The organism is Pandoraea sp. NPDC090278, assembly GCF_044772185.1.
Lineage (GTDB): Bacteria > Pseudomonadota > Gammaproteobacteria > Burkholderiales > Burkholderiaceae > Pandoraea.
Genome location: NZ_JBIVYJ010000003.1, coordinates 115,437 through 134,752 on the forward strand (window position 1 = coordinate 115,437; position 19,316 = coordinate 134,752).

Here is a 19,316-nt window from a genome sequence, read left to right on the forward strand (position 1 = left end):
ACAGGAGATTTCCATGAAGACCAGTGCCCGCAACCAATTCAACGGCAAAGTCATTTCGCTGCAACGCGGTGCGGTGAACGACGAAGTCACCCTGCGCACGGACGCCGGGCAGGAGATCGTCGCCGTCATCACGCATGAGAGCACTGTGAATCTGGGCCTGAAGGAAGGCAGCGACGCCGTGGCGCTGATCAAGGCCTCGTCGGTGATCGTGATGGTCGATGCCGACGCGAGCAAGGTTTCCACGCGCAACGTGATTACCGGCAAGGTCTCGCGCGTCGAGACGGGCGCAGTGAACAGCGAAGTCGAAATTACGGCCGACAGCGGCGCGATCATTGCCGCCATCGTGACGAACGAAAGCGCAAAGCGTCTGGGTCTCACGGCCGGTCGCGCTGCCGCCGCACTGGTCAAGGCATCGAGCGTGATTCTGGCCGTCGCCTGAGTCTCCTTCGCCTGAGTCTCCTTCGCCTGAGTCTCCTTCGCCTGAGTCACCTCATCCGCATCATTCTGCAAAATTGCCTGAACGCAAGGCAATGTCATTCATGCACGGTCTCACACTGACGCCTTCGCATGCACGCCCCGAGGCGACGCTGTTCGCCTCGCTCCTCGCGGCCAATGCCACGCCCGAGCGCCTTGCGCGCCTCGGGCTGTCGGGCGCAGCGCTGGCGACGTTGCTGCGCCGTCACTTTCTTCCTGTGCCCGACGGTTGGCAGACGCTTGCCTCGACATTGCCGACGCCTGCGTGGGCGTCGCATGCCGTCTTCGTCGTCGAGATGAAGGAGATGCTGCGCCGTCGCGCCGATCCGATGCTGCATCCGGTCGACGCGGCCGACATGGCGACGATCCTCGCCACGGCGTGTCTGCGGCCCGATCACCTCTGGCGCGATCTGGGGCTGACGGGACGTGACGACGTCACCGCGTTACTTACGCACTTCTTCCCGACACTGGTCACCGAGAACACGGCGAATCTGCGATGGAAGCGGTTCCTCGCCGAAGCCTGCGCGCACGCCTACGGACGTGCACCCGCGCCCGCGCCGGGCTGTCCCGGCTGTGAGGCTTATGGCGAGTGCTACGCGCACTTGCGCCAGACCATCATCCCGATCGGCACGGACTCGTCGACGCGTCGTTGACACTGGCGCCTTATTGGCCGATCTCTCGCCTCGGCATCGGAGTGCGGTGCGTCGCGAGACGTTCGTGAAACATGTCGGTCACAAGCACCATGACGTCCTGTGCCATGCCGCCCATGCGCACACTCGACGCTTGGATGGCTTGCTCATCGATCTTTCCGTTCCCGACCATCGCTTCGCGCCAAGCCTTCTCGACCAGAATGCCGAGTGCGTGAGATTCGTCGCAGCTCGCGCCATTGCGGTTCATGCCGACGAACTCCAACGCTTCGACGAGTTTAGGTGAGCTTTCCAAGTAAGTTTTTTTGGTGCTGAGGTCATGGAAGACAACGTCGTCTTCTTCCACGCTTGCCCGAGGCGGACGCAGCAGGTGGCCGGTTTCCATTTCAACGCGCATGAATGCCGACAGTATCGACTCGTCGCCGTGATGCGTCCTCAGCAACATCTGCGCCATGTCGTCGACGTTCAGAGGCTTCTCTCCGCGTGCGGACCAGTCCGGTGCGGCGAGCACGATGCAGTCGCCGATCATGAAATACGGATCGCCGCTATCGCCCGCACACCACTTCAACTGATCCCTGTGTTCCGGTTCGACACAACGCAACAGATCGAGAAATGCGTCGATTTGCGCGCTGGACGACGGGGTGGTGGCCAGCGTGTGAATCGCAGTCATCGCTGTGACCTTGTTCGTGCCGAAGAACCAATCCTTGATGCGCTCCCACAGGCTGGTCAACGCGTAGTCGACGCCGGTTTTCGTGCATATCGTGACGGTCTCGGCATCGAGACTGTGCGGGATATTGCCAATCAGATTTATCGACGCATGTGTTGCTGAAACGGTCATTGCAAACACTTCCTTCGTTGTTAAGTAAATTTTTCGTCCGACGGCGATGTCTATCAGGCAGTGCGATTGAATGGGTTGACGTGCAGGTTGGCCGACAGGGCCGTCCGCTTCAGATGCTCGCGATCGTGGAACATCTCGGTCACCAGACACATCAGGTTCTCCGCATTGCGCGACATCACGGCGACCTTGTCGTCGTCGTCCTCACCGCCAAGCGCCTTTTCGACCGCTAGCCTGAGTTGGTGGGCGAGCTCTCCGTCGTTGTCATTTCGATGCAGGCCGATGAGCTCCAGTGCGTCGACAAGCGACGGCGAGCGAGCCAGAAACCACAGTTGTGCGTCGAGCATCCGATCTGCGTTCACTTCGACCTTTGCCTCGGGAAGCGCGCCCTCGCGCGCTTCTTCGACAATGCGGCAGAGGCCGACCTCGCGCAGCGTCTCCAGCACTGGCAGTCCCTTGTATCGAAGGGACAGCAGCAGCTTTGCCATGTCGGCAACGCTCGGCGGCGGTTCCGAGGGCACCTGAGACGCCCAGTCGACCTTGGAGGGGACGACGTACCCGCCGATCTGGAAGGCGGGGCGTTCGTGCTCGTTGATGAGCCACGCCAACTGTTGGCGATGTTCGGACTCGACGTAGCGAAGCAGCTCGAGATACGACGTTTGCATCACATCGGTCGTTTCGGCGTGCAGCATCCGATACAGCGCTAGCTTGGCGTCCACGCGATGCGTGCCGAAGAACCAGTCCTTGATGCGTCCCCAGAGGCTTTCCAGGTCTTTCTCGCTGCGCGCATTCGTACACTCATCAATGTGCTTCGCGCTGAGGCTGGAGGGGGTGCCGCCGCAGAGTGAGAGGACCGGCGAAGACGGGTTCGTGATCATGGCGATGACTCCTTAGTGATGCGTTTCCAATCTTGAGGGCGCTGGGTTGGGGCTTGCACGACGACTGCTTAGTAGCGATCCTTGAGCGTCGTCGCGAGCTTGCATAGCTGCCCGGCATTGCGGCCGATCTCGCCGCTCACAGGTGCACCGGTGCCGTTGATCTCGATCATCAGTGCGTTGATCGCAGCCCTTACGCGCGCACTGAGACCCGGAATTTCGTCGTCGCGATGCAGGCGTATGATTTGCAGGGCGTCGAGCAGCGTCGGCATGGCGCTGAGCTGCCGCCGGCATCTCCCAGCCGTCACGGCACACTGTGGGGCATCCGCCAGATCGTGTAGCGATAGCCCGAAGTCGTTGCCTCCGGTGAGCACGTGATGGCCGTTGAACCGAAGGCTGAGCAGCAGATGGCAACTGTCTTCGAAGTCCATCCACGTGGTGTGCTTCATGTAGTCGACAACGTCGTGCGCGGGTGCGAAGACAGGATCGCCGACCTGGAAGCCGAGGACTTCATGACTGGAGATATGCCAATGCAGGCGGTGCATATCCTCAGGGGCGACGTAGCGCAGCAGTTCGGCGAATGCGGCGACCTGTTCGTCCATGGTTTTAGGCTGGGACAGCCGAAACAGCGCACGTTGTGCCGCTTCCTTGTGTGTGCCGCGAAAGAAGTCCCTGACCTGGCCCCAGGCGCTCATGAGTGCCTTCTCGCTTTCGGCGTCCCTGCGCGTCTGGATCGTCTCCTCGCTCAACGTGCTCGCGAAGTGGCCGGTGAGCGGGGTGGGAAAAGTGACGGGAGGGACGGAAAGCGTCGAACTCGCCATGCGATGAAATCCTTGTGTCGTGATGGAGGGGGGCGGTGCGCATCGTTGTTGCGCGGCTGCCCCGGGCCATTAATTTTGCGCAAATGGCCGAGTGGCGAATTCCAGAAATCGCCCGGTGCACGGCAGGAAAATTCCGGCGCTGATAGCATGTGCTTTTGCCCGCATTTCCCTCTTGCCCGCGCATTGCGCAATGGGTCATCTCCCGAGGAGTTCCCCGATGTCCATCACCCTCTATCGCGCCACGATTCCCGTTTATCTCCGTGGCCTGACCGTCATGGCCGACTACATCAAGAAGGCGCGCACGCATTGCGAAGCCACGTCGGCCGACCCGGATTCGATTCTCAAGGCCAAGCTCGCGCCGGACATGCTCGACTTCGTCGCGCAGGTGCAGCGCGTGAGCGATACGGCGAAGTTCGCGGTGTCACGCATCACCGGCGTCGAGTCTCCGAAGTTCGAGGATGCGGAGACGACGTTCGATCAATTGCGGGACCGCATCGCCAATACCGAGGCCTACATTGCGGGCATTCTCGAAGACCGTTTCGACGGGGCGGAGTCGCGCCAGATCACGCTGAAGTTCAAGACGCAGCAGACCACCATGGACGCCGTCGACTATCTCTTCAAGTTCGCGCTGCCGAACTTCTATTTCCACGTGACGACGACGCACGACCTGCTGCGCGCGCAAGGCGTGGAGGTCGGCAAGATGGACTATCTGGGACCGTTCGAGATGCAGCCGGTCTGAGGCTCAGCGCGTGGAAATCGGCAGATACATGCGAATGTCGTCGCAGAAGCCGTTGCCTACGCGCATGGCGTCGGGCTCGCGGCCGATTTCCACGAAGCCGAACGACTGGTAGAGCGCAAGCGCCGCACGATTGTCGGCGTTCACCTGAAGTGTGAGATGGCGCAGCCCGGGCTGTGAGCGTGCGAGGGCGAGGGCCGCGTCGAGGAGCGCTCGGCCAACGCCGCGCCCAACAGCGTCCGTATGGACGTACATGCCCCAAAGGAAACCGACGTGCGCGAAGTTCGCGCGTGTCTGACGTCCCAGACCGACCACGCCCACAAGCCGTTCGTTTTCGAACGCACCGAAGACGCCCGTATCCGGGCGCACCGTCAGCCACTCGCGCACACGTTCGACCGGCCAGTCCTTCTCTTCGGCATAGCTCGATCCGAATGCCTCCGGATGCGCTTGCAAGCCGGAAAGGCGTAGTGCCTGAAAGGCGAGTGCGTCGGCGGGAACGAGCCGACGCACCTGAACCGACGACCCTGTCTTCATGGCAGGCGCGGCTCCATCATCGCCAGCACCGTGCGTGCGGCTTCTTCCGATGAGGCAGGGTTCTGCCCGGTGACGAGGCGCCCGTCGCCGACAACATGGGATTCCCAGTTGCCGCCTTTCTCGTATAGCCCGCCCAGCCGCTTGAGTTCGTCTTCCACGAGGAACGGCACAACGTCGGTGAGGCCGACGGCGGCTTCTTCGTCGTTGGTGAAGCCGGTGACGTGGCGTCCGCGCACGAGCGGTTCGCCGTTCGCGGCACGCACCTGACGAAGCACGCCCGGCGCATGACAAACAAAGCCGATGGCCTTGCCTGCGCGCTCGAAGGCTTCGATCAGAAGAATGGAGTGCGGGTCTTGCGCGAGATCCCAGAGCGGGCCGTGGCCGCCGGGGTAGAACACGGCGTCGTAGTCGTCGGCTTTGACGTCGGCGAGTTTGAGCGTGCTGGCGAGTGCCTTCTGTGCGTCGGGGTCTTCGCGAAAGCGCCGGGTGGCTTCCGTTTGCGCGTCCGGCTCGTCGCTCTTGGGATCGAGCGGTGGCTGTCCACCGGCCGGCGAGGCGAGCGTGACGGTGAGTCCTTCGTCGATGAATACGTAGTAGGGCGAGGCGAATTCTTCGAGCCAGAAGCCCGTCTTCTTGCCTGTGTCGCCCAGGCGGTCGTGCGAGGTCAGAACCATCAGGATGTTCATGAAACGTCTCCCTGTCGAATCGGCCATGCGAATCATTCTACCCGTCATGTATGATCGACGAAACCGGCCATAACGGCGATAAGCGCCTCGAACCTTGGAGCGAGACATGCAGTTGATCGGAATGCTGGACTCGCCGTACGTGCGTCGTACGGCCATTTGCCTGAAGTTGCTCGGGCTGCCCTTCGAGCACCGGTCGTTGTCGGTGTTCAGCACCTTCGACGCGTTCGCCGCGATCAATCCGGTCGTCAAAGCCCCGACGCTCGTGACCGACGACGGCACGGTGCTCATGGACTCCACGCTCATCCTCCAGTATCTGGAATCGCTGGTCGATCCGGCGCAGCGGCTTGTGCCTGTCGATCCTGCTGAACGTGTGCGCGCCTTGCGTCTGACGGGGCTGGCGCTGGCGGCCTGCGAGAAGTCGGTGCAACTGGTGTACGAGCGCGAACTGCGTCCGAGCGAGAAGCGCCATACGCCGTGGACCGACCGCGTGCGCACGCAAGTGCATGCGGCGTTTCACGAACTGGAACTGGAGTTGGCGCAGGTGCCCATCCTGGCAACGCCGGAGCAGATTGGCGAGCATGGCGTGGCGGTCGCCGTGGCGTGGCGTTTCCATCAGTTGCTGCTGCCGGAAGTCGACTTCGGCGCAGAGTTTCCCGAGATTGCCAACTTCTCGGCACAGGCCGAGGCGCTGCCCGCGTTTCGCGAGACGCCGCCGATCTGACGTATTGGGGAAGGGGTGAAGCGGGGAGTGAAGTAGAGCGAGAGAAAGAGACGGAAGCAAGACAAGCCGGACGGCATCACCGTCCGGCATTGCGATCTACGTCAGCTCTTCAGGCGATAGCCCGTCTTGAACATCCACGCGACGACGGCGAGGAAGATCGCAAGGAACAACAGCGTCATGCCAAGGCTCACGGCGACGCTCACATCCGCCAGTCCGTAAAAGCTCCAGCGAAAACCGCTGATGAGATACACGACCGGGTTGAACAGTGTGACCGCGCGCCAGAACGGCGGCAGGATGCTCGTCGAGTAAAAACTGCCGCCAAGGAATGTGAGCGGCGTGATGATGAGCAACGGCACGAGTTGCAGCTTCTCGAAGCCATCGGCCCAGATGCCGATGATGAAACCGAGCAGGCTGAACGTCACCGCGGTGAGCACGAGGAAGAAGACCATCCAGATCGGATGCTCGATGCGCAACGGCACGAACAGCGCGGCCGTGCCCAGCATGATGACCCCGAGAATGATCGACTTGGTCGCCGCCGCCCCCACGTACGCGCACACGATCTCCATGTAGGACACCGGCGCCGAGAGCACCTCGTAAATCGTGCCCGTGAAGCGCGGGAAATAGATGCCGAACGAGGCGTTCGTCACACTCTGCGTGAGCAGCGAGAGCATGATCAGGCCCGGCACGATGAACGCGCCGTACGGCACCCCTTCGATTTCCGGAATGCGCGAGCCGATCGCCGCACCGAACACCACAAAGTACAGCGAGGTCGAGATGACCGGCGAGATGATGCTCTGCATCAGCGTGCGACGCGTGCGTGCCATCTCGAAGTTGTAGATCGCCTTCATGGCGTAGAAATTCATGGCGCGGCTCATCCTTCTTTCCTGTGCACGAGCGAGACGAAGATGTCTTCGAGCGAGCTTTGCGTCGTGTGCAGATCCTTCACCGAAATACCGGCGCGCTCCATGTCGCGCAGCAGCGAGGCGATGGACGTCTGCTCGATGTTGGCGTCGTACGTGAACACGAGTTCGGTGCCGTTGTTGCCGAGCGTGAGGCCGTACGCGGCGAGCGCGTCGGGAATGGCGGAGACCGGCTCGGTCAGTTGCAACGCGAGCTGCTTGCTGCCCATGTGCCGCATCAGTTCGGTCTTCTCTTGCACGAGCGTAATCTGCCCGCCGGTGATGATACCCACGCGGTCGGCCATTTCCTCGGCCTCTTCGATGTAGTGCGTGGTCAGGATCACGGTCACGCCGGTCTCGCGCAACGACTGCACGAGACGCCACATGTCGCGACGCAGTTCGACGTCCACACCGGCGGTGGGCTCGTCTAGGAACAGCACACGCGGCTCGTGCGAGAGCGCCTTGGCGATCAGCACGCGTCGCTTCATGCCGCCCGAGAGCTGCATGATGCGGCTGTCCTTCTTCTCCCACAGCGAGAGCGAGCGCAGCACCTTCTCGATGTGCGCCGGATTCGCGGGCTTGCCGAACAGGCCACGCGAGAAAGAGACGGTGGCCCACACCGATTCGAACGAGTCGGTGGTTAGCTCCTGCGGGACAAGGCCAATGGCTTCACGTGCGGCACGGTAGTCCGTGACGATATCGTGACCGTCGACCGTCACCGTGCCCGAGGTCGGACGCACGATGCCGCAGATGGTGCTGATAAGGGTGGTTTTGCCGGCGCCGTTCGGGCCGAGCAGGGCGAAGATCTCGCCGCGCTGGATTTCCAGGTTGATGTTCTTCAGCGCCTGGAAACCTGTCGCGTACGTCTTCGACAGATTCTGGATAGAGATCACGGATGGCATGGCGGCGACGATAGCACAGGCGTGAGGAACTTGTCGGACACGAACCGTCGAACAGCCGACGAACAAAAAATGCTCGCCGCCCAGCGGCGGGCGACGAGCATCGATACGTGTCTGTCTGCGTGCCAGGGGAGGCGGAAGATCAACCCTTCGGCATTTCCTTGGGCACGATTACCATCCAGTTCATGCCGAAACGGTCTTTGACCATGCCGAACGTCTTCGCGAAGAACGTCTCGCCGAGCGGCATGTTGACCGAACCGCCGTCAGCCAGCGCGTGGAACGCCTTTTCGGCGGCGCCGACTTCGGTGAAATCGACCGACAGCGAGAAGCCGTCGAACTTCGGCTTGCCGCTCACCATGCCGTCCGAGGCCATCACCATCGATTCTCCGATGAAGAACTCGCCGTGCATGATCTTGTTGTCGCTGCCCGGCGGCAGCATGCCTTCGGGGCACTTTTCCGGACTTTCGCCGTAACGCATCAGCATGCCGCGCCGTGCGCCCAGCGTCTTCTCGTAGAAATCAATGGCTTCTTCACAACGACCTTCGAAAAACAGATAGGAATGAACTTGCATGGAACGCTCCTCGATGTGTCGGTAATAAAGGGCGTGGGGACGCCCCGTTGGGGAAGTGTCATTGGGCGAACGTCTTCGGTACCTCATCAACCATAGTGCCTTCGCATTTAATGCGCGAATGTGACGAAGCCGATGCCGTCTGACGCACTGCAACTTGCCTTTGTGGACAGTGTACACAAACAATAGCAGACATAATGGACACTGTCCACAAGGGGTAGCAATGACAGAACAAGAAACAACGACCGGGCCGGCGCGCGCGACATACCGCCACGGCGACCTGCGCCGGGCGTTGCTGGAAGCGGGGATCGCGCTGGCGCGCGATGGCGGACCGGACGCGGTGATCCTACGTGAGGCGACGCGTCGCGCCGGGGTCGTTCCCAATGCCGCGTACCGGCATTTCGCCAATCGTCAGGATTTGCTCGATGCGGTGCGTGCGGCGGCACTGGCCGAACTGGCGACGGGGATCGAGCACGAGCAGGCGATGATCGACGCGACATCGATGCCTGACGGCGTGTCGCGCTCGCGCGCCGTGCTTCGTGCGGTGGGCATTGGCTATCTGCATTTCGCGCGGCGGCAGCCGGGATTGTTCCGCACGGCGTTTGCGCCGTCCGAGAACGTGCGCTCGGCGGGCGGGCCGGAGAAGGCGGGGGCGAGTGGTCTGAATCCGTTCGAGCTGTTGGGGGCGGCGCTCGACGGCATGCTGGAGGCGGGCATCATCGATGCAGCGCAGCGGCCCGGTGCGGAATATCTGGCCTGGGCGGCGGTGCATGGCCTCGCCGTGCTCGTCATCGATGGTCCGTTGCGAGACTTGCCCGACGATCAGGTCGACGCGCTCGGGCAGCGGCTCGTCGCAATGGTGGAGAAGGGGTTGTAAGCGCCCCTGAATGCGGCCGCGCTACAGACGTGGCGTCAGCAGCTCCGCAAGCCAGTTCATGAAGGCTTGCGCACGACGCGGCAGGTGACGCCGGTTCGCGTACAGCAGCGAGACGGCCAGCGGCTCCGCCTGAAATTCCGGCATCACCTCCTGCAACTTGCCCTCGGCGATGAGGCCGCGCACGCCGCCTTCGGGCGCTTGTATGAAGCCGAGTCCGGCGACGCAGGCGGCTTGATAGGCATCGGCGTTGTTCACCGTCAGCACGCCTTCCATGGGCCATTGCGCATAGCGCTCGCCGTCGAAATACTCCCAGCCTGCCGGACGCGTACCGAGTGTGGTCGTGTAATGGATCAGACGGTGCTGGCTCAGGTCGTCCAGCGTCGTCGGCACGCCGTGCCGTTCGAGATACGCAGGACTTGCCACATTGATCTGACGCATGTGACCCAGCGGCCGGGCGATGAGTGTTGAGTCTGCGACCGCGCCCACGCGCAGCACGCAATCGAACCCTTCGCGCACCAGATCGACGCGCCGGTCGGTGCTCGACAATTCCACGCGTAGCGCCGGATGCTGCGCGAGAAACGTGGGCAGCGCCGGGATGACGGTTGTGCGCGCGAGCGTCGCGGGCAGATCGACCCGCAGACGGCCGGTGAGCGCTTCGTCGCGCGCCACGAACATCGTCTCCCACTCCTCCACGTCGGCGAGCAGGTCCTTGCATCGTTCGAGGCACGCCTGACCGTCCTGCGTCAGTTGCACGCGTCGCGTGGTTCGATGCAACAGGCGTGTGCCCAGCTTCGTTTCGAGTTGCTTAATGGCGTTGGAGACGCTCGCGCGCGGCAGACCGAGACTGTCGGCGGCCTGCGTGAAACTGCCGGTTTCGGTAACGCGCACGAAGATGCGCATGGCGTCGAGCTGGTGCATGGGGGCGAGGGGCCAATCGTCTCGATGGACGATCGATTGTTATTTGAATTTGATCAGTGTAATCAAATTCGTCCGGTTTATTGGTGAAATTCGTTGCAATAGGATGTTGAACAGTTCAACGCGGTGTGGCCGGGCGGCCTCGCCGGTTCCCATTCAGCATTCAGGAGAATCACCATGACGCGCAAGATCGCTCTCATTACCGGTGGCAGCCGTGGTCTGGGCCGTGCATCGGCCATCGCCGCAGCACAACACGGCATTGACGTCATCCTCACCTATCGCAGCCAGCGCGCCGAGGCCGACACCGTGGTTGCCGAGATCGTCCAACTGGGCGCGAAGGCCGTGGCCTTGCCGCTCGACGTTTCGGAATCGTCGCAATTCGCGCCGTTCGCCGCGGAGGTCAAGCGTGTGCTGAACGAGGTCTGGAAGCGCGACACGTTCGACTTCCTCGTGAACAACGCCGGTACGGGCTTGCACAAGCCGGTGACCGAGACGACGGAAGACGAGTTCGACTTCCTCGTGCGGCTGCACCTGAAGGGCCCGTTCTTCCTCACGCAGACGTTGCTGCCGATGATGGCCGACGGCGGACGCATCCTCAACGTGTCGAGCGGTCTCGCTCGCTTCACGTTCCCGGGCGCATCGGCGTACGCCATGATGAAGGGCGGTATCGAGGTGTTCTCGCGCTATCTGGCGAAGGAGCTGGGTGCGCGCGGCATTCGTGCCAACACGCTTGCGCCTGGGGCGATTGCCACCGACTTCAACGGTGGCACCGTGCGCGACAATCAGGCCGTGCATCAGATGGTTGCGGGCACTACTGCGCTGGGACGTGTGGGCGAAGCCGACGACATCGGTGGCGTCGTGGCGGCGCTGCTCGGCGACGAAATGGGCTGGATCAACGGCCAGCGCGTCGAAGCGTCGGGCGGCATGATGCTCTGAGGGGCGCGACGTCCTTCAGCCTGAAGACGGACGGCTCAGTGAGCCGGGCGGCGTGAGCGCATCGAACCGGACCAGGCAACGGCACCGACGATGCACATGCCGCCAATCGCCATCTTGAGCGTGGGGGACGTACCGAACAGCACCCACGCGAAGGCAATCGCATAGACGGGTTCGAGCGCGATCACGACCGCCGCCTGACTCGCCTTGACGGTACGCAGCGCGTGAATGAATAGGGTGTAAGCCAGCGCGGTGCAAACGACGCCCAGACACGCGAGCCATCCCCATTGCGCGGCGGGAAGCGTCAGCGACTCGCGCCATGCGAACGGCCCGAGCACGATCAGAATCCCCAGACATTGCCACCAGCTCGCCTGCAACGGCGAGGCCTGCGCGCCCAGCACCCGGTTCGACAGGGCGATGACGGCGTAGATCGCGCCCGACAGCACACCCCACGCGAGGCCCACCGTCGCGCCAGCCTGCCAGTCGAACGCGGGCGTCACCAGTGCGAGGCCGATACAGACGAGCGCAATCACCCCGGCGTCCCCCAACGTGGGACGTTCACGGCGCAGTGGCCATTCCAGCAGAATCACGAACGCCGGGAAGCAGGCGAAGCCGAGTGTACCGACGGCGACGCCACCCGCTTTGATGGCGAGGAAGAAGGCCAGCCAGTGCACGGCCAGCAGCACCCCGGCGACGATGAGGCGCGCACCGGAGGCCGTCGACAGACCGCGCCACGGTGCACCGCCCGAAAGACGCGCTGCGCTGCGCATACCGGCCAGTCCAGCGAGAGTAATGACGGTGAGGGCGAGCCACGAGAACAGCCCGCGTCCGAAGACGATCATCGTGCTGCTCGCGGCGATGTGTTCGCCGAACAGGGCGGACGCGCCGAAGAGCATGGCCGCCACGTGCAGTGCGATCTGCTGGCTGGCGCCACCCTGCGGCGCGGCGCTCAGCGCGCCGGTCGGTGTGGACGAAGTCTCGGAAGTGGCCTCAGGCATCGCCCGAGGCGTCTGGCGGCTGGGGTACCGGCACGGCCGTGGTGTACATCACTTGCTTGAGCGCGAAGCTCGAACGAATGTTGCGGATACCCGGAATGCGGGAGATGCGGTCGGTGATCAGCGATTCGTAAGCGGCCATGTCGCTGACCATCACGCGCAGGAGATAGTCGGCGTCGCCGGACATCAGGTAACACTCCATGACGTTCGGCAGCGCGGTCACGGCGGCTTCGAAGGCATCCAGTCCGTCGCGATTCTGGTTTTCCAGCGTGACGTGGATGAAGACGTTGATGTGCAGCCCTAGGCGTGACGGGTCGAGCAGCGTCACACGCTGCCGGATATAACCCGCCGCTTCGAGCGCCTTGACGCGCGCCAGACACGGCGACGGCGACAGGTTCACGCGCGAGGCGAGTTCAACGTTGGTGAGGCGGGCGTCGGCTTGCAGCTCCCGCAGAATCTTCAAATCAATGGCGTCGAGTTCCATACCACTCTACGCACGTGCCCCGGATGGGGGCCGGCGTTCCGTTCAATTAGCCGCTCGGTAGGCGACAGTGCCGCGATATTAGCCTATTTGTCGTTCACACGATTGTTTGAAACTGAAAGACCTCGCCACAGCCCGTTGCTGCTCGATAGATTGCAGTCTTGTGCTTATCGCGCGAGGTCCTATGGATCGCAGTGTCCGTCGTGAGCGTGGTCGTGTGGGCGGCTTCCGAACGCGTGGTGCCGTATTCGCAATGGCTTGCATGGCGTGCATCGCGCCTGCTACGGCAAGCGAGGCCGGTTCGGGCGGGGATGCCAAGGCATTTGTGTTCTCCCGGATGCGTAACGTGGCATCTCCCTGCCGCCCCTCGCGAGTCGCGTGGTCACCCGATTCAAAGCAGTTTGCGTTGCTGGGGGACGGGACGAGCGGGATGAGCGGGATGAGCGGAATGAGCGGGAAGGGCGTCTGCCTGCACAACGTCGACGATCTAAGGCTGACACGTCAGATGCCTTTGCCGTACGGGACGTATCTCGGTGGTTTGGCATACGCACCGGACGGCAAGCGACTCATCGTCGGCGTGGTGGATGTGCATGTGTTTCGCCTCACCGATGGCGAAGCGTTGAGCACTTACGTCAACGAGCCGATCGTGAACGGTCACGCCGCCCCAGTCAAACAGATGGCCCTCAGTCCGGACGGCAAGGTGCTGGCGATCGACTATTTAGCGCTGGCAGGCGATCGCAAGAATCAGCTTCCCGAACGCCTGCGATTGATCGACGCGGCAACGGGCGCCACGCTTCGCGAGGTTGATCTCGGCGGCCGTCACGTCGCGACCGATATGGTGTTTTCGGCCGATAGCAAAAGCCTGCGTTTCGCTGGCAGCGAAACCCTGCTTGATCGTGACGGCAAGCGGCGGATCGGTTTCTTTTCGCAACGAACGATCGTGCAGGAAGTCGGCGTGGGTGTCGCGACGCAGAAAACCATCGCACGCGACATTCATACGATGTCGCCAACGGCGCTGGCCGTCAGCCGCGACGGGCGGTTCGCGTTCACCGGCACCAACACGGGCGCGATTCACGACACGCTGGACCAGGACACCGGAAAGTGGGTCCATACGGACAACTCGGACCCCATTCGCATGTTTTCTACGGACGACGGCCATTTGATGCAGACGTTTTCCCCGATTTCGGGAAAGGTCGTCTCCCTGATGATCAGCTCCGGTGGCGAGACGCTGGTGTCGTGCCAATTCGACGTGAAAACGTCGCAAACGATCACGGTCTGGGACGTTAGCACCCATACGGCACGCTACTCCCTCGCAACGCCGGGGAAAAGTCGCGGACCATCGGCATGCGCGCTCAGTCCCGATGAAAAGCATCTGATATACGCCGTTGGCGACGAGATTCGAATCGTCGATTTCCAATAGTTGTGTTGCCGGGCATGCGGTAAGGATCCGAAATGTTGTATTTCGGTGTTGTCGTTGCCGTCTGACGACAACATTTGTTGACGCTGGGCGGTGGTTTGTTAATATCCCGAACCTGTGAATGAGAACGTTAACGATTCTCATTAAGAAAATATTGTTTAGTCACACGGGATTTCAAGCATGTCTTCCGCTCCGGCTCACCGGGTCAGCCGCGCTTTGCGCGCGAATGGCCGTCTCGCTGCACGTCACCTTTCTCTGGCTCCCCGTAACACCGTCGCACCGCTCGCGCTCGCCGCATTGCTGACGTTTGCCGCGTCGTCGGCACTCGCGCAATCGGCCACCGACGCGACCGACACCACGAATACCGGGACCGCGCCCGCCACGCTCAAGGCGACGACGGTGACCGACTCGACGCTGCGCGAAACGCCGCAGAACCTGAAGCAGCCGGTGCAGGCCGGTGCGCTCGGCTCGCGCAGCCAGCTCGACACACCGTTCTCCACGACGGTCGTGAGTCAGGAGCAACTTGAGAAACGTCAGGCGACCAAGCTCGGCGACGTGTTCGTCACGGACGCCTCGGTGACCGACGGCAGTAACGCCTTCGACGCGTGGGCTGGTTACATCTACGTGCGCGGCATGCCCATCGACTGGCAATCGGGCTTCAAGCTCGACGGCATGCCGGTCATGACCTACGGCGTGACCATGCCGTACGAACAGTTCGACCGCGTGGAATTGCTCAAGGGCCTGTCCGGCTTCATGTACGGGTTCGTTGCGCCGGGCGGCGTGGTGAACTACGTCACGAAGAAGCCGACGGACGAGCGCATCGCCAGCATTGACGTCGGTTTCCAATCGGAAGGCATCTGGCGCGAGCACGTTGACCTCGGCGGCCGTGCTGGTCCGAACGACATGTTCGGCGCGCGTCTGAATTACACGCACGAAGAAGGCCGCACGTACACCGACGGCAATCTGAACCGCGACACGGTGTCGGTCGCCCTCGACGCACGCATCACGCCCGACCTCACGTGGAACTTCGGCGCGATGTATCAGGACCGTCGCGCGACGGGCACGTCGCCGTCGATTTCCACCGCAAATTTCACCGGTAACCAGTTGCCTGGTCCGATCAACGTTTCGAATGCGAACTTGCAAACGCAGGCAACGCATTTGAACACCATCACGCAGTTCTATACGACGGGTTTGCAATATCAGGTCAACCCGGACTGGAAGGTGTCCGCGAACTTCGCGTACAACAAGTCCACGCGCGATCGAAATGAAGCAACGATGTACCTGCTAAATGGTGCGGGCGATTATCGTGGGCTGAACGATCTTGGCGACGAAATCAACACGTTCCACGCGTGGCAGGTAACGGCAGAAGGCAAAGTTCGCACGGGGCCGCTGACGCATCAACTGACGTTCGGCTATGCGTCGCAATATCAGACGAACGATTACGACTACGTCTACAGCCCCGTGACCGCCAACCCGTACGTGCCGTTCTCGACGTATTCGGGCAATCTGTATCAAGGTAATTCGTATCAGTTCTACGGCAACGGCACGCCGCTTCAGGCGCAACGCTCCAGCGCCATCGAGCAGAAGTCCGTCTTCGCGTCGGATACCGTGCAGATCACGGACCGCTTCTCGGTGCTGGCCGGTGGCCGCTTCACAAACTACGACCAGACGAATGCGCAGGGCGCGTCGACGTACTCGACCAACGGCGTCTTCACGCCGACCCTCGCCGCGATGTACAAGCTCACGCAGAACACCACGGCTTACGCCAGCTACGTGGAAGCGCTCGAAGCAGGTGAAGTGGTCGGTTCGACCTACGCCAACGCAGGCGCGGTGCTCAACCCGTTCAAGAGCCGTCAGTACGAAGTCGGCGTGAAGACGGAGCAGGCGACGTGGAGCACCACGGCTGCGCTGTTCCGCATCGAACGTGGCGCCGTGTACACGAACAGCGCGAACGCCCGCGTGGCCGACGGTCAGTCGATCTATCAGGGGATCGAACTCGCGGGCTCCGTGAAGCTCGGCCCGCAATGGACGCTGGGTGCCAGCGCCATGGCCCTCGACGCCTGGTACGCACGCACGGCCGGTGGCTTCGACGGCAACCGTGTCGGCGGCGCACCGCGCTTCGTGCTCTCGGGCAACGTCGAATACAAGGTGCCGTACGTGCCGGGCCTGTCGGTCGGCGGCGATATCCGCTACAACGGTCGCACGACGCTCAACCCGCAGAACTCGCTGACCGTCTCCGGCTACACGCTGATCAACATCGGTGCGACGTACCGTACGCGCGTTGCCGGTAAGGACGTGACGTTGCGCGCGGCCGTGAGCAACCTCACCAACCGCAAGTACTGGGAATATCAGTACGACAGCTACATCAAGGCCGCCGACCCGCGCATGGTCAGCCTGAACGCCAAGATCGATTTCTGATCGACGCTCAGTGTCTTGATGCGACGAAAAACAGCGGCCTGCGGGCCGCTGTTTTCATTGGACGGACGATGATCGTCAGCGGGAGGCTATCGCCATCATCGAAACAATCAATCGACGTCACCGAAGAAAGCGCTTGACTGTCTACCTACCAGTAGATAAAGTTCGTCACATGAACCGCACAACGACATCGCCCGCTGCACCAACCGTCCGGGAACAACTGCTCGATCATGCGCAGACGTTTCTGATGACGCGAGGCTACAACGGCTTTAGCTATCGCGATCTGGCGGAGCGTGTCGGGGTGAAGACGTCGAGCATTCACTACTACTTCCCGGCCAAGGAAGATCTGGTGCTCGAAGCGATCAAGGCGTACGACGGTTTCATCGGCGAAGGGCTGGCATCAATCGACGAGACGCTGCCCGCGCCGGAAAAGCTGGCGTTGTATGCGAAGGGCTTTGGACGAATTATCGAAGACGGCCACCGGATCTGCCTGTGCGGCATGCTGGCGGCGGACATCGAAACGCTGCCGGAAACGGTGCGCGAAGCGGTGCAGCGGTTCTTCGCGTTTCACGAAGCATGGCTGGCGCGGGTGCTGACGCAAGGCACGCAAGCGGGCTCGCTGACGCTGACGTCCTCGCCGGAAGCGACGGCTCGCGCGCTGTTCGCCGGGTTTCAGGGCAGTGTGATGGCGTCGCGGTTGTTCCGGGCGCCGTCGAGGCTGGAGGATGTGGTCGCGTCGGTGTGTGGCGTGGCCTGAATGTCTGAGGAAAGACGCCGCCGACCATCGCGGCAGAGCAGGACCAACACGGGAGACATCTCCCGTTTATTTGGGTTTGATTATCTATCTAGTAATAGATAGATATTGTGAGATGCGAGAAACGGGACGAGCGAAGCGGTGAGGTTGCTGCGACGTTCACAGAAGCTGTCCCGTGAGTGCATTAAGATGACCGCTTGGCTGCAAGGCACCGCGTTGTGCTGTGTCGGGTCAGGAAGGTCGAAGTTTGGAAGTGAAATTTTTCTACTTACCAGGAGTTCGTCATGTCGATCGAAAAAGTGCTGTACACCGCCCACGCCACTGCCACCGGAGGCCGTGATGGCCGCGCCACGTCGTCGGACGGCGTGCTCGACGTCAAGCTGGTCGTGCCCAAGGAAATGGGTGGCCCCGGCGTTGGCGGCACGAACCCGGAGCAACTGTTCGCCGCAGGTTACTCGGCCTGCTTCCTGGGCGCGCTGAAGTTCGTCGCTGGCAAGGAAAAGGTGACGCTGCCTGCCGAGACGAAGATCGACGGTAGCGTCGGTATCGGTCAGATCCCGACCGGCTTCGGCATTCAGGCCGAGCTGAAGATCAGCGTGCCGGGTGTCGACCGCGCCGTGGTCGAAGGCCTCGTGCAAAAGGCGCACATTGTGTGCCCGTACTCGAATGCAACGCGTGGCAACATCGACGTGACGCTGACGATCGTTTAATCGTCCCCGTCCTCGTACGTCGCATGTGAAAAGAGCAGCCCTCGGGCTGCTCTTTCGCTTTCTGCGTTCGACGTCGCGCTACTTCGTCTTCACTTCGACCTTGATGCCGTCCGGCAACACGGTGATCGCCCCCGGCTCGACGTCGCGTCCGCCGTACTTCAACTGCTCCGGCTTGAACGTGTAGATCGGGTACTGATTGAGGACCTGCTGGGCAACATTGCCGCCGATGGCCGTGAGTTGCTGACCGTAGGCGGATGGCATGCCGTTCACGTCGACACGCTCGACGCTCGGGTTGTCGAGCAGCACCGCGCGTCTGACCGGGTCGTACTTCAGCGCGCTGGAGATCGCGAGTACGCCTTTGAGCGGCTGACCTTGCAGCAGCACATTCTGCACCTGCGCATCGACTTGCGTGTTGATGCGGTTGGCCTGCGGGTTGAAGCCGATCTGCGGATGCGTCAGCTCGACGGAGAGCAACTGGCCATAGTTCAGCGTCGTGGGAAAACGCTTATCGACGGCGGCCTCGATGTCCTTGCGCGTCATCGTGTACTCGCCCGTCCAGATGTTGTAGGCGGCGTTCGCCGGACGCATGAGCGACCCGAGCGCCAGACCGAGCAACCCACCGACGGCGAGGTGCAGGGTGTCGCGGCGCGAAAAGATCGATGTGTCGTCGAGGCGCAGCGTGTGTGCGATGGACTGGGTGCGGCGTGAGCGTTGCGAAGTCATGTCACGGGGCCCGGCAAGCGGGCGTGCTTGAATCGTCGATGGTCGTGTGACCCGCAGGGCGTGGAATCGTTCTGAATGCCGCGTTGATCTGTGCAATCGACGTCGGAAACAAGATTCCACAATTTCCGTTGCGGGGCAGCCACAAACGCTGCCGCAACGGGGGCAAGTCTCAATAGTGCGGCGGAATTTCGTGACGCGGATTGCCGTCGCCGCCGCCACTCTGACCCTGCGATTGCATCTGCTGATAAAGCGCCTTGAGCTGCTTTTGTAGCAGGTCGATTTGCTGCTCCTGACGCGTCACGATCTCGTTGAGCGTCTCCAGCAGATCTTCCTGAAACGCTGCCTTGACTTCGAGTTCGACGACGCGGGCTTCCAACGATTCCATGAGCTTCTCCGGTGAA

General features: G+C 62.1%; 23 protein-coding genes. 10 read left to right on the forward strand and 13 right to left on the reverse strand.

Annotated elements, in window-relative coordinates; all coding sequences use genetic code 11:
- Positions 1-13: 13 nt before the first annotated feature.
- Positions 14-439: a molybdopterin-binding protein gene (locus ACIQWO_RS12900; protein ID WP_402824218.1), complete on the forward strand. Its 426-nt coding sequence runs from the start codon at positions 14-16 to the stop codon at positions 437-439.
- Between the two features lie 91 nt (positions 440-530).
- Complete coding sequence (locus tag ACIQWO_RS12905) at positions 531-1,127, forward strand: nitrogen fixation protein NifQ (RefSeq protein WP_402824221.1); 597 nt, start codon at positions 531-533, stop codon at positions 1,125-1,127.
- A 10-nt stretch (positions 1,128-1,137) separates the two neighbouring features.
- On the opposite strand, the gene ACIQWO_RS12910 is transcribed toward ACIQWO_RS12905, so the two are convergent.
- The 3 genes from ACIQWO_RS12910 to ACIQWO_RS12920 form a co-directional block, all read right to left on the reverse strand.
- A complete protein-coding gene (locus ACIQWO_RS12910; protein WP_402824224.1) occupies positions 1,138-2,109 on the reverse strand; it encodes a hypothetical protein in 972 nt (323 codons plus the stop codon).
- Positions 2,013-2,834, reverse strand: coding sequence for a hypothetical protein (locus tag ACIQWO_RS12915; RefSeq protein WP_402824227.1), 822 nt, complete (start codon positions 2,832-2,834; stop codon positions 2,013-2,015). Before ACIQWO_RS12915 ends, ACIQWO_RS12910 begins: the two co-directional genes overlap by 97 nt.
- Positions 2,835-2,902: 68 nt before the next feature.
- On the reverse strand, positions 2,903-3,652 hold the full coding sequence (locus ACIQWO_RS12920; RefSeq protein ID WP_402824230.1) for a hypothetical protein: 750 nt from the start codon (positions 3,650-3,652) through the stop codon (positions 2,903-2,905).
- 217 nt (positions 3,653-3,869) lie between these two features.
- Here ACIQWO_RS12920 and ACIQWO_RS12925 point away from each other — a divergent pair, with 217 nt between their 5' ends.
- A complete protein-coding gene (locus tag ACIQWO_RS12925) occupies positions 3,870-4,391 on the forward strand; it encodes a DUF1993 family protein (RefSeq protein WP_402824233.1) in 522 nt (173 codons plus the stop codon).
- 3 nt (positions 4,392-4,394) lie between these two features.
- Here the strand turns inward: ACIQWO_RS12925 and ACIQWO_RS12930 are convergent, their stop codons facing one another.
- Positions 4,395-4,922 carry a GNAT family N-acetyltransferase gene (locus ACIQWO_RS12930; RefSeq protein ID WP_402824236.1) on the reverse strand — a complete coding sequence of 176 codons (528 nt, stop codon included), beginning with the start codon at positions 4,920-4,922 and terminating at the stop codon, positions 4,395-4,397.
- Complete coding sequence (locus tag ACIQWO_RS12935) at positions 4,919-5,608, reverse strand: type 1 glutamine amidotransferase domain-containing protein (RefSeq protein WP_402824239.1); 690 nt, start codon at positions 5,606-5,608, stop codon at positions 4,919-4,921. Before ACIQWO_RS12935 ends, ACIQWO_RS12930 begins: the two co-directional genes overlap by 4 nt.
- Before the next feature lie 106 nt (positions 5,609-5,714).
- Here ACIQWO_RS12935 and ACIQWO_RS12940 point away from each other — a divergent pair, with 106 nt between their 5' ends.
- The gene (locus ACIQWO_RS12940) at positions 5,715-6,329 is read left to right on the forward strand and encodes a glutathione S-transferase family protein (RefSeq protein WP_150666048.1); all 615 of its coding nucleotides are present in this window, start codon (positions 5,715-5,717) and stop codon (positions 6,327-6,329) included.
- 101 nt (positions 6,330-6,430) lie between these two features.
- On the opposite strand, the gene ACIQWO_RS12945 is transcribed toward ACIQWO_RS12940, so the two are convergent.
- From ACIQWO_RS12945 to ACIQWO_RS12955, 3 genes are all read right to left on the reverse strand, one after another.
- Positions 6,431-7,192 (reverse strand): ABC transporter permease, encoded by a 762-nt coding sequence (locus ACIQWO_RS12945; protein ID WP_402825343.1) that lies wholly within the window; start codon positions 7,190-7,192, stop codon positions 6,431-6,433.
- Positions 7,193-7,200: 8 nt separating this feature from the next.
- Positions 7,201-8,130 (reverse strand): ABC transporter ATP-binding protein, encoded by a 930-nt coding sequence (locus tag ACIQWO_RS12950; RefSeq protein ID WP_402824243.1) that lies wholly within the window; start codon positions 8,128-8,130, stop codon positions 7,201-7,203.
- A 139-nt stretch (positions 8,131-8,269) separates the two neighbouring features.
- The gene (locus ACIQWO_RS12955; RefSeq protein WP_150666050.1) at positions 8,270-8,698 is read right to left on the reverse strand and encodes a VOC family protein; all 429 of its coding nucleotides are present in this window, start codon (positions 8,696-8,698) and stop codon (positions 8,270-8,272) included.
- Between the two features lie 220 nt (positions 8,699-8,918).
- On the opposite strand from ACIQWO_RS12955, the gene ACIQWO_RS12960 reads away from it, so the two are divergent.
- Positions 8,919-9,572: a TetR/AcrR family transcriptional regulator gene (locus ACIQWO_RS12960; protein WP_402824248.1), complete on the forward strand. Its 654-nt coding sequence runs from the start codon at positions 8,919-8,921 to the stop codon at positions 9,570-9,572.
- A gap of 21 nt (positions 9,573-9,593) precedes the next feature.
- Here ACIQWO_RS12960 and ACIQWO_RS12965 read toward each other — a convergent pair whose 3' ends face one another.
- Entirely contained in the window at positions 9,594-10,490 is an 897-nt protein-coding gene (locus tag ACIQWO_RS12965; RefSeq protein WP_150661643.1) for a LysR family transcriptional regulator, read from the reverse strand.
- Between the two features lie 174 nt (positions 10,491-10,664).
- Between ACIQWO_RS12965 and ACIQWO_RS12970 the strand changes: the two genes are divergently transcribed.
- Positions 10,665-11,423 (forward strand): SDR family NAD(P)-dependent oxidoreductase, encoded by a 759-nt coding sequence (locus tag ACIQWO_RS12970; protein ID WP_402824253.1) that lies wholly within the window; start codon positions 10,665-10,667, stop codon positions 11,421-11,423.
- A 35-nt stretch (positions 11,424-11,458) separates the two neighbouring features.
- On the opposite strand, the gene ACIQWO_RS12975 is transcribed toward ACIQWO_RS12970, so the two are convergent.
- Complete coding sequence (locus tag ACIQWO_RS12975; RefSeq protein ID WP_402824256.1) at positions 11,459-12,418, reverse strand: DMT family transporter; 960 nt, start codon at positions 12,416-12,418, stop codon at positions 11,459-11,461.
- Positions 12,411-12,899 (reverse strand): Lrp/AsnC family transcriptional regulator, encoded by a 489-nt coding sequence (locus tag ACIQWO_RS12980; RefSeq protein WP_039396891.1) that lies wholly within the window; start codon positions 12,897-12,899, stop codon positions 12,411-12,413. The genes ACIQWO_RS12975 and ACIQWO_RS12980 overlap by 8 nt, the downstream gene beginning before the upstream one ends.
- 259 nt (positions 12,900-13,158) lie before the next feature.
- On the opposite strand from ACIQWO_RS12980, the gene ACIQWO_RS12985 reads away from it, so the two are divergent.
- From ACIQWO_RS12985 to ACIQWO_RS13000, 4 genes are all read left to right on the forward strand, one after another.
- The gene (locus ACIQWO_RS12985; protein WP_402824259.1) at positions 13,159-14,316 is read left to right on the forward strand and encodes a WD40 repeat domain-containing protein; all 1,158 of its coding nucleotides are present in this window, start codon (positions 13,159-13,161) and stop codon (positions 14,314-14,316) included.
- Between the two features lie 177 nt (positions 14,317-14,493).
- Positions 14,494-16,731: a TonB-dependent siderophore receptor gene (locus ACIQWO_RS12990; protein ID WP_402824261.1), complete on the forward strand. Its 2,238-nt coding sequence runs from the start codon at positions 14,494-14,496 to the stop codon at positions 16,729-16,731.
- Positions 16,732-16,900: 169 nt separating this feature from the next.
- Complete coding sequence (locus ACIQWO_RS12995; RefSeq protein WP_402824264.1) at positions 16,901-17,485, forward strand: TetR/AcrR family transcriptional regulator; 585 nt, start codon at positions 16,901-16,903, stop codon at positions 17,483-17,485.
- A gap of 281 nt (positions 17,486-17,766) precedes the next feature.
- On the forward strand, positions 17,767-18,192 hold the full coding sequence (locus ACIQWO_RS13000) for an organic hydroperoxide resistance protein (RefSeq protein WP_150577101.1): 426 nt from the start codon (positions 17,767-17,769) through the stop codon (positions 18,190-18,192).
- A 78-nt stretch (positions 18,193-18,270) separates the two neighbouring features.
- Here ACIQWO_RS13000 and ACIQWO_RS13005 read toward each other — a convergent pair whose 3' ends face one another.
- A complete protein-coding gene (locus tag ACIQWO_RS13005) occupies positions 18,271-18,915 on the reverse strand; it encodes a DUF1439 domain-containing protein (protein WP_402824267.1) in 645 nt (214 codons plus the stop codon).
- A 169-nt stretch (positions 18,916-19,084) separates the two neighbouring features.
- Entirely contained in the window at positions 19,085-19,300 is a 216-nt protein-coding gene (locus ACIQWO_RS13010) for a SlyX family protein (protein WP_370855767.1), read from the reverse strand.
- Between the last annotated feature and the right edge of the window lie 16 nt (positions 19,301-19,316).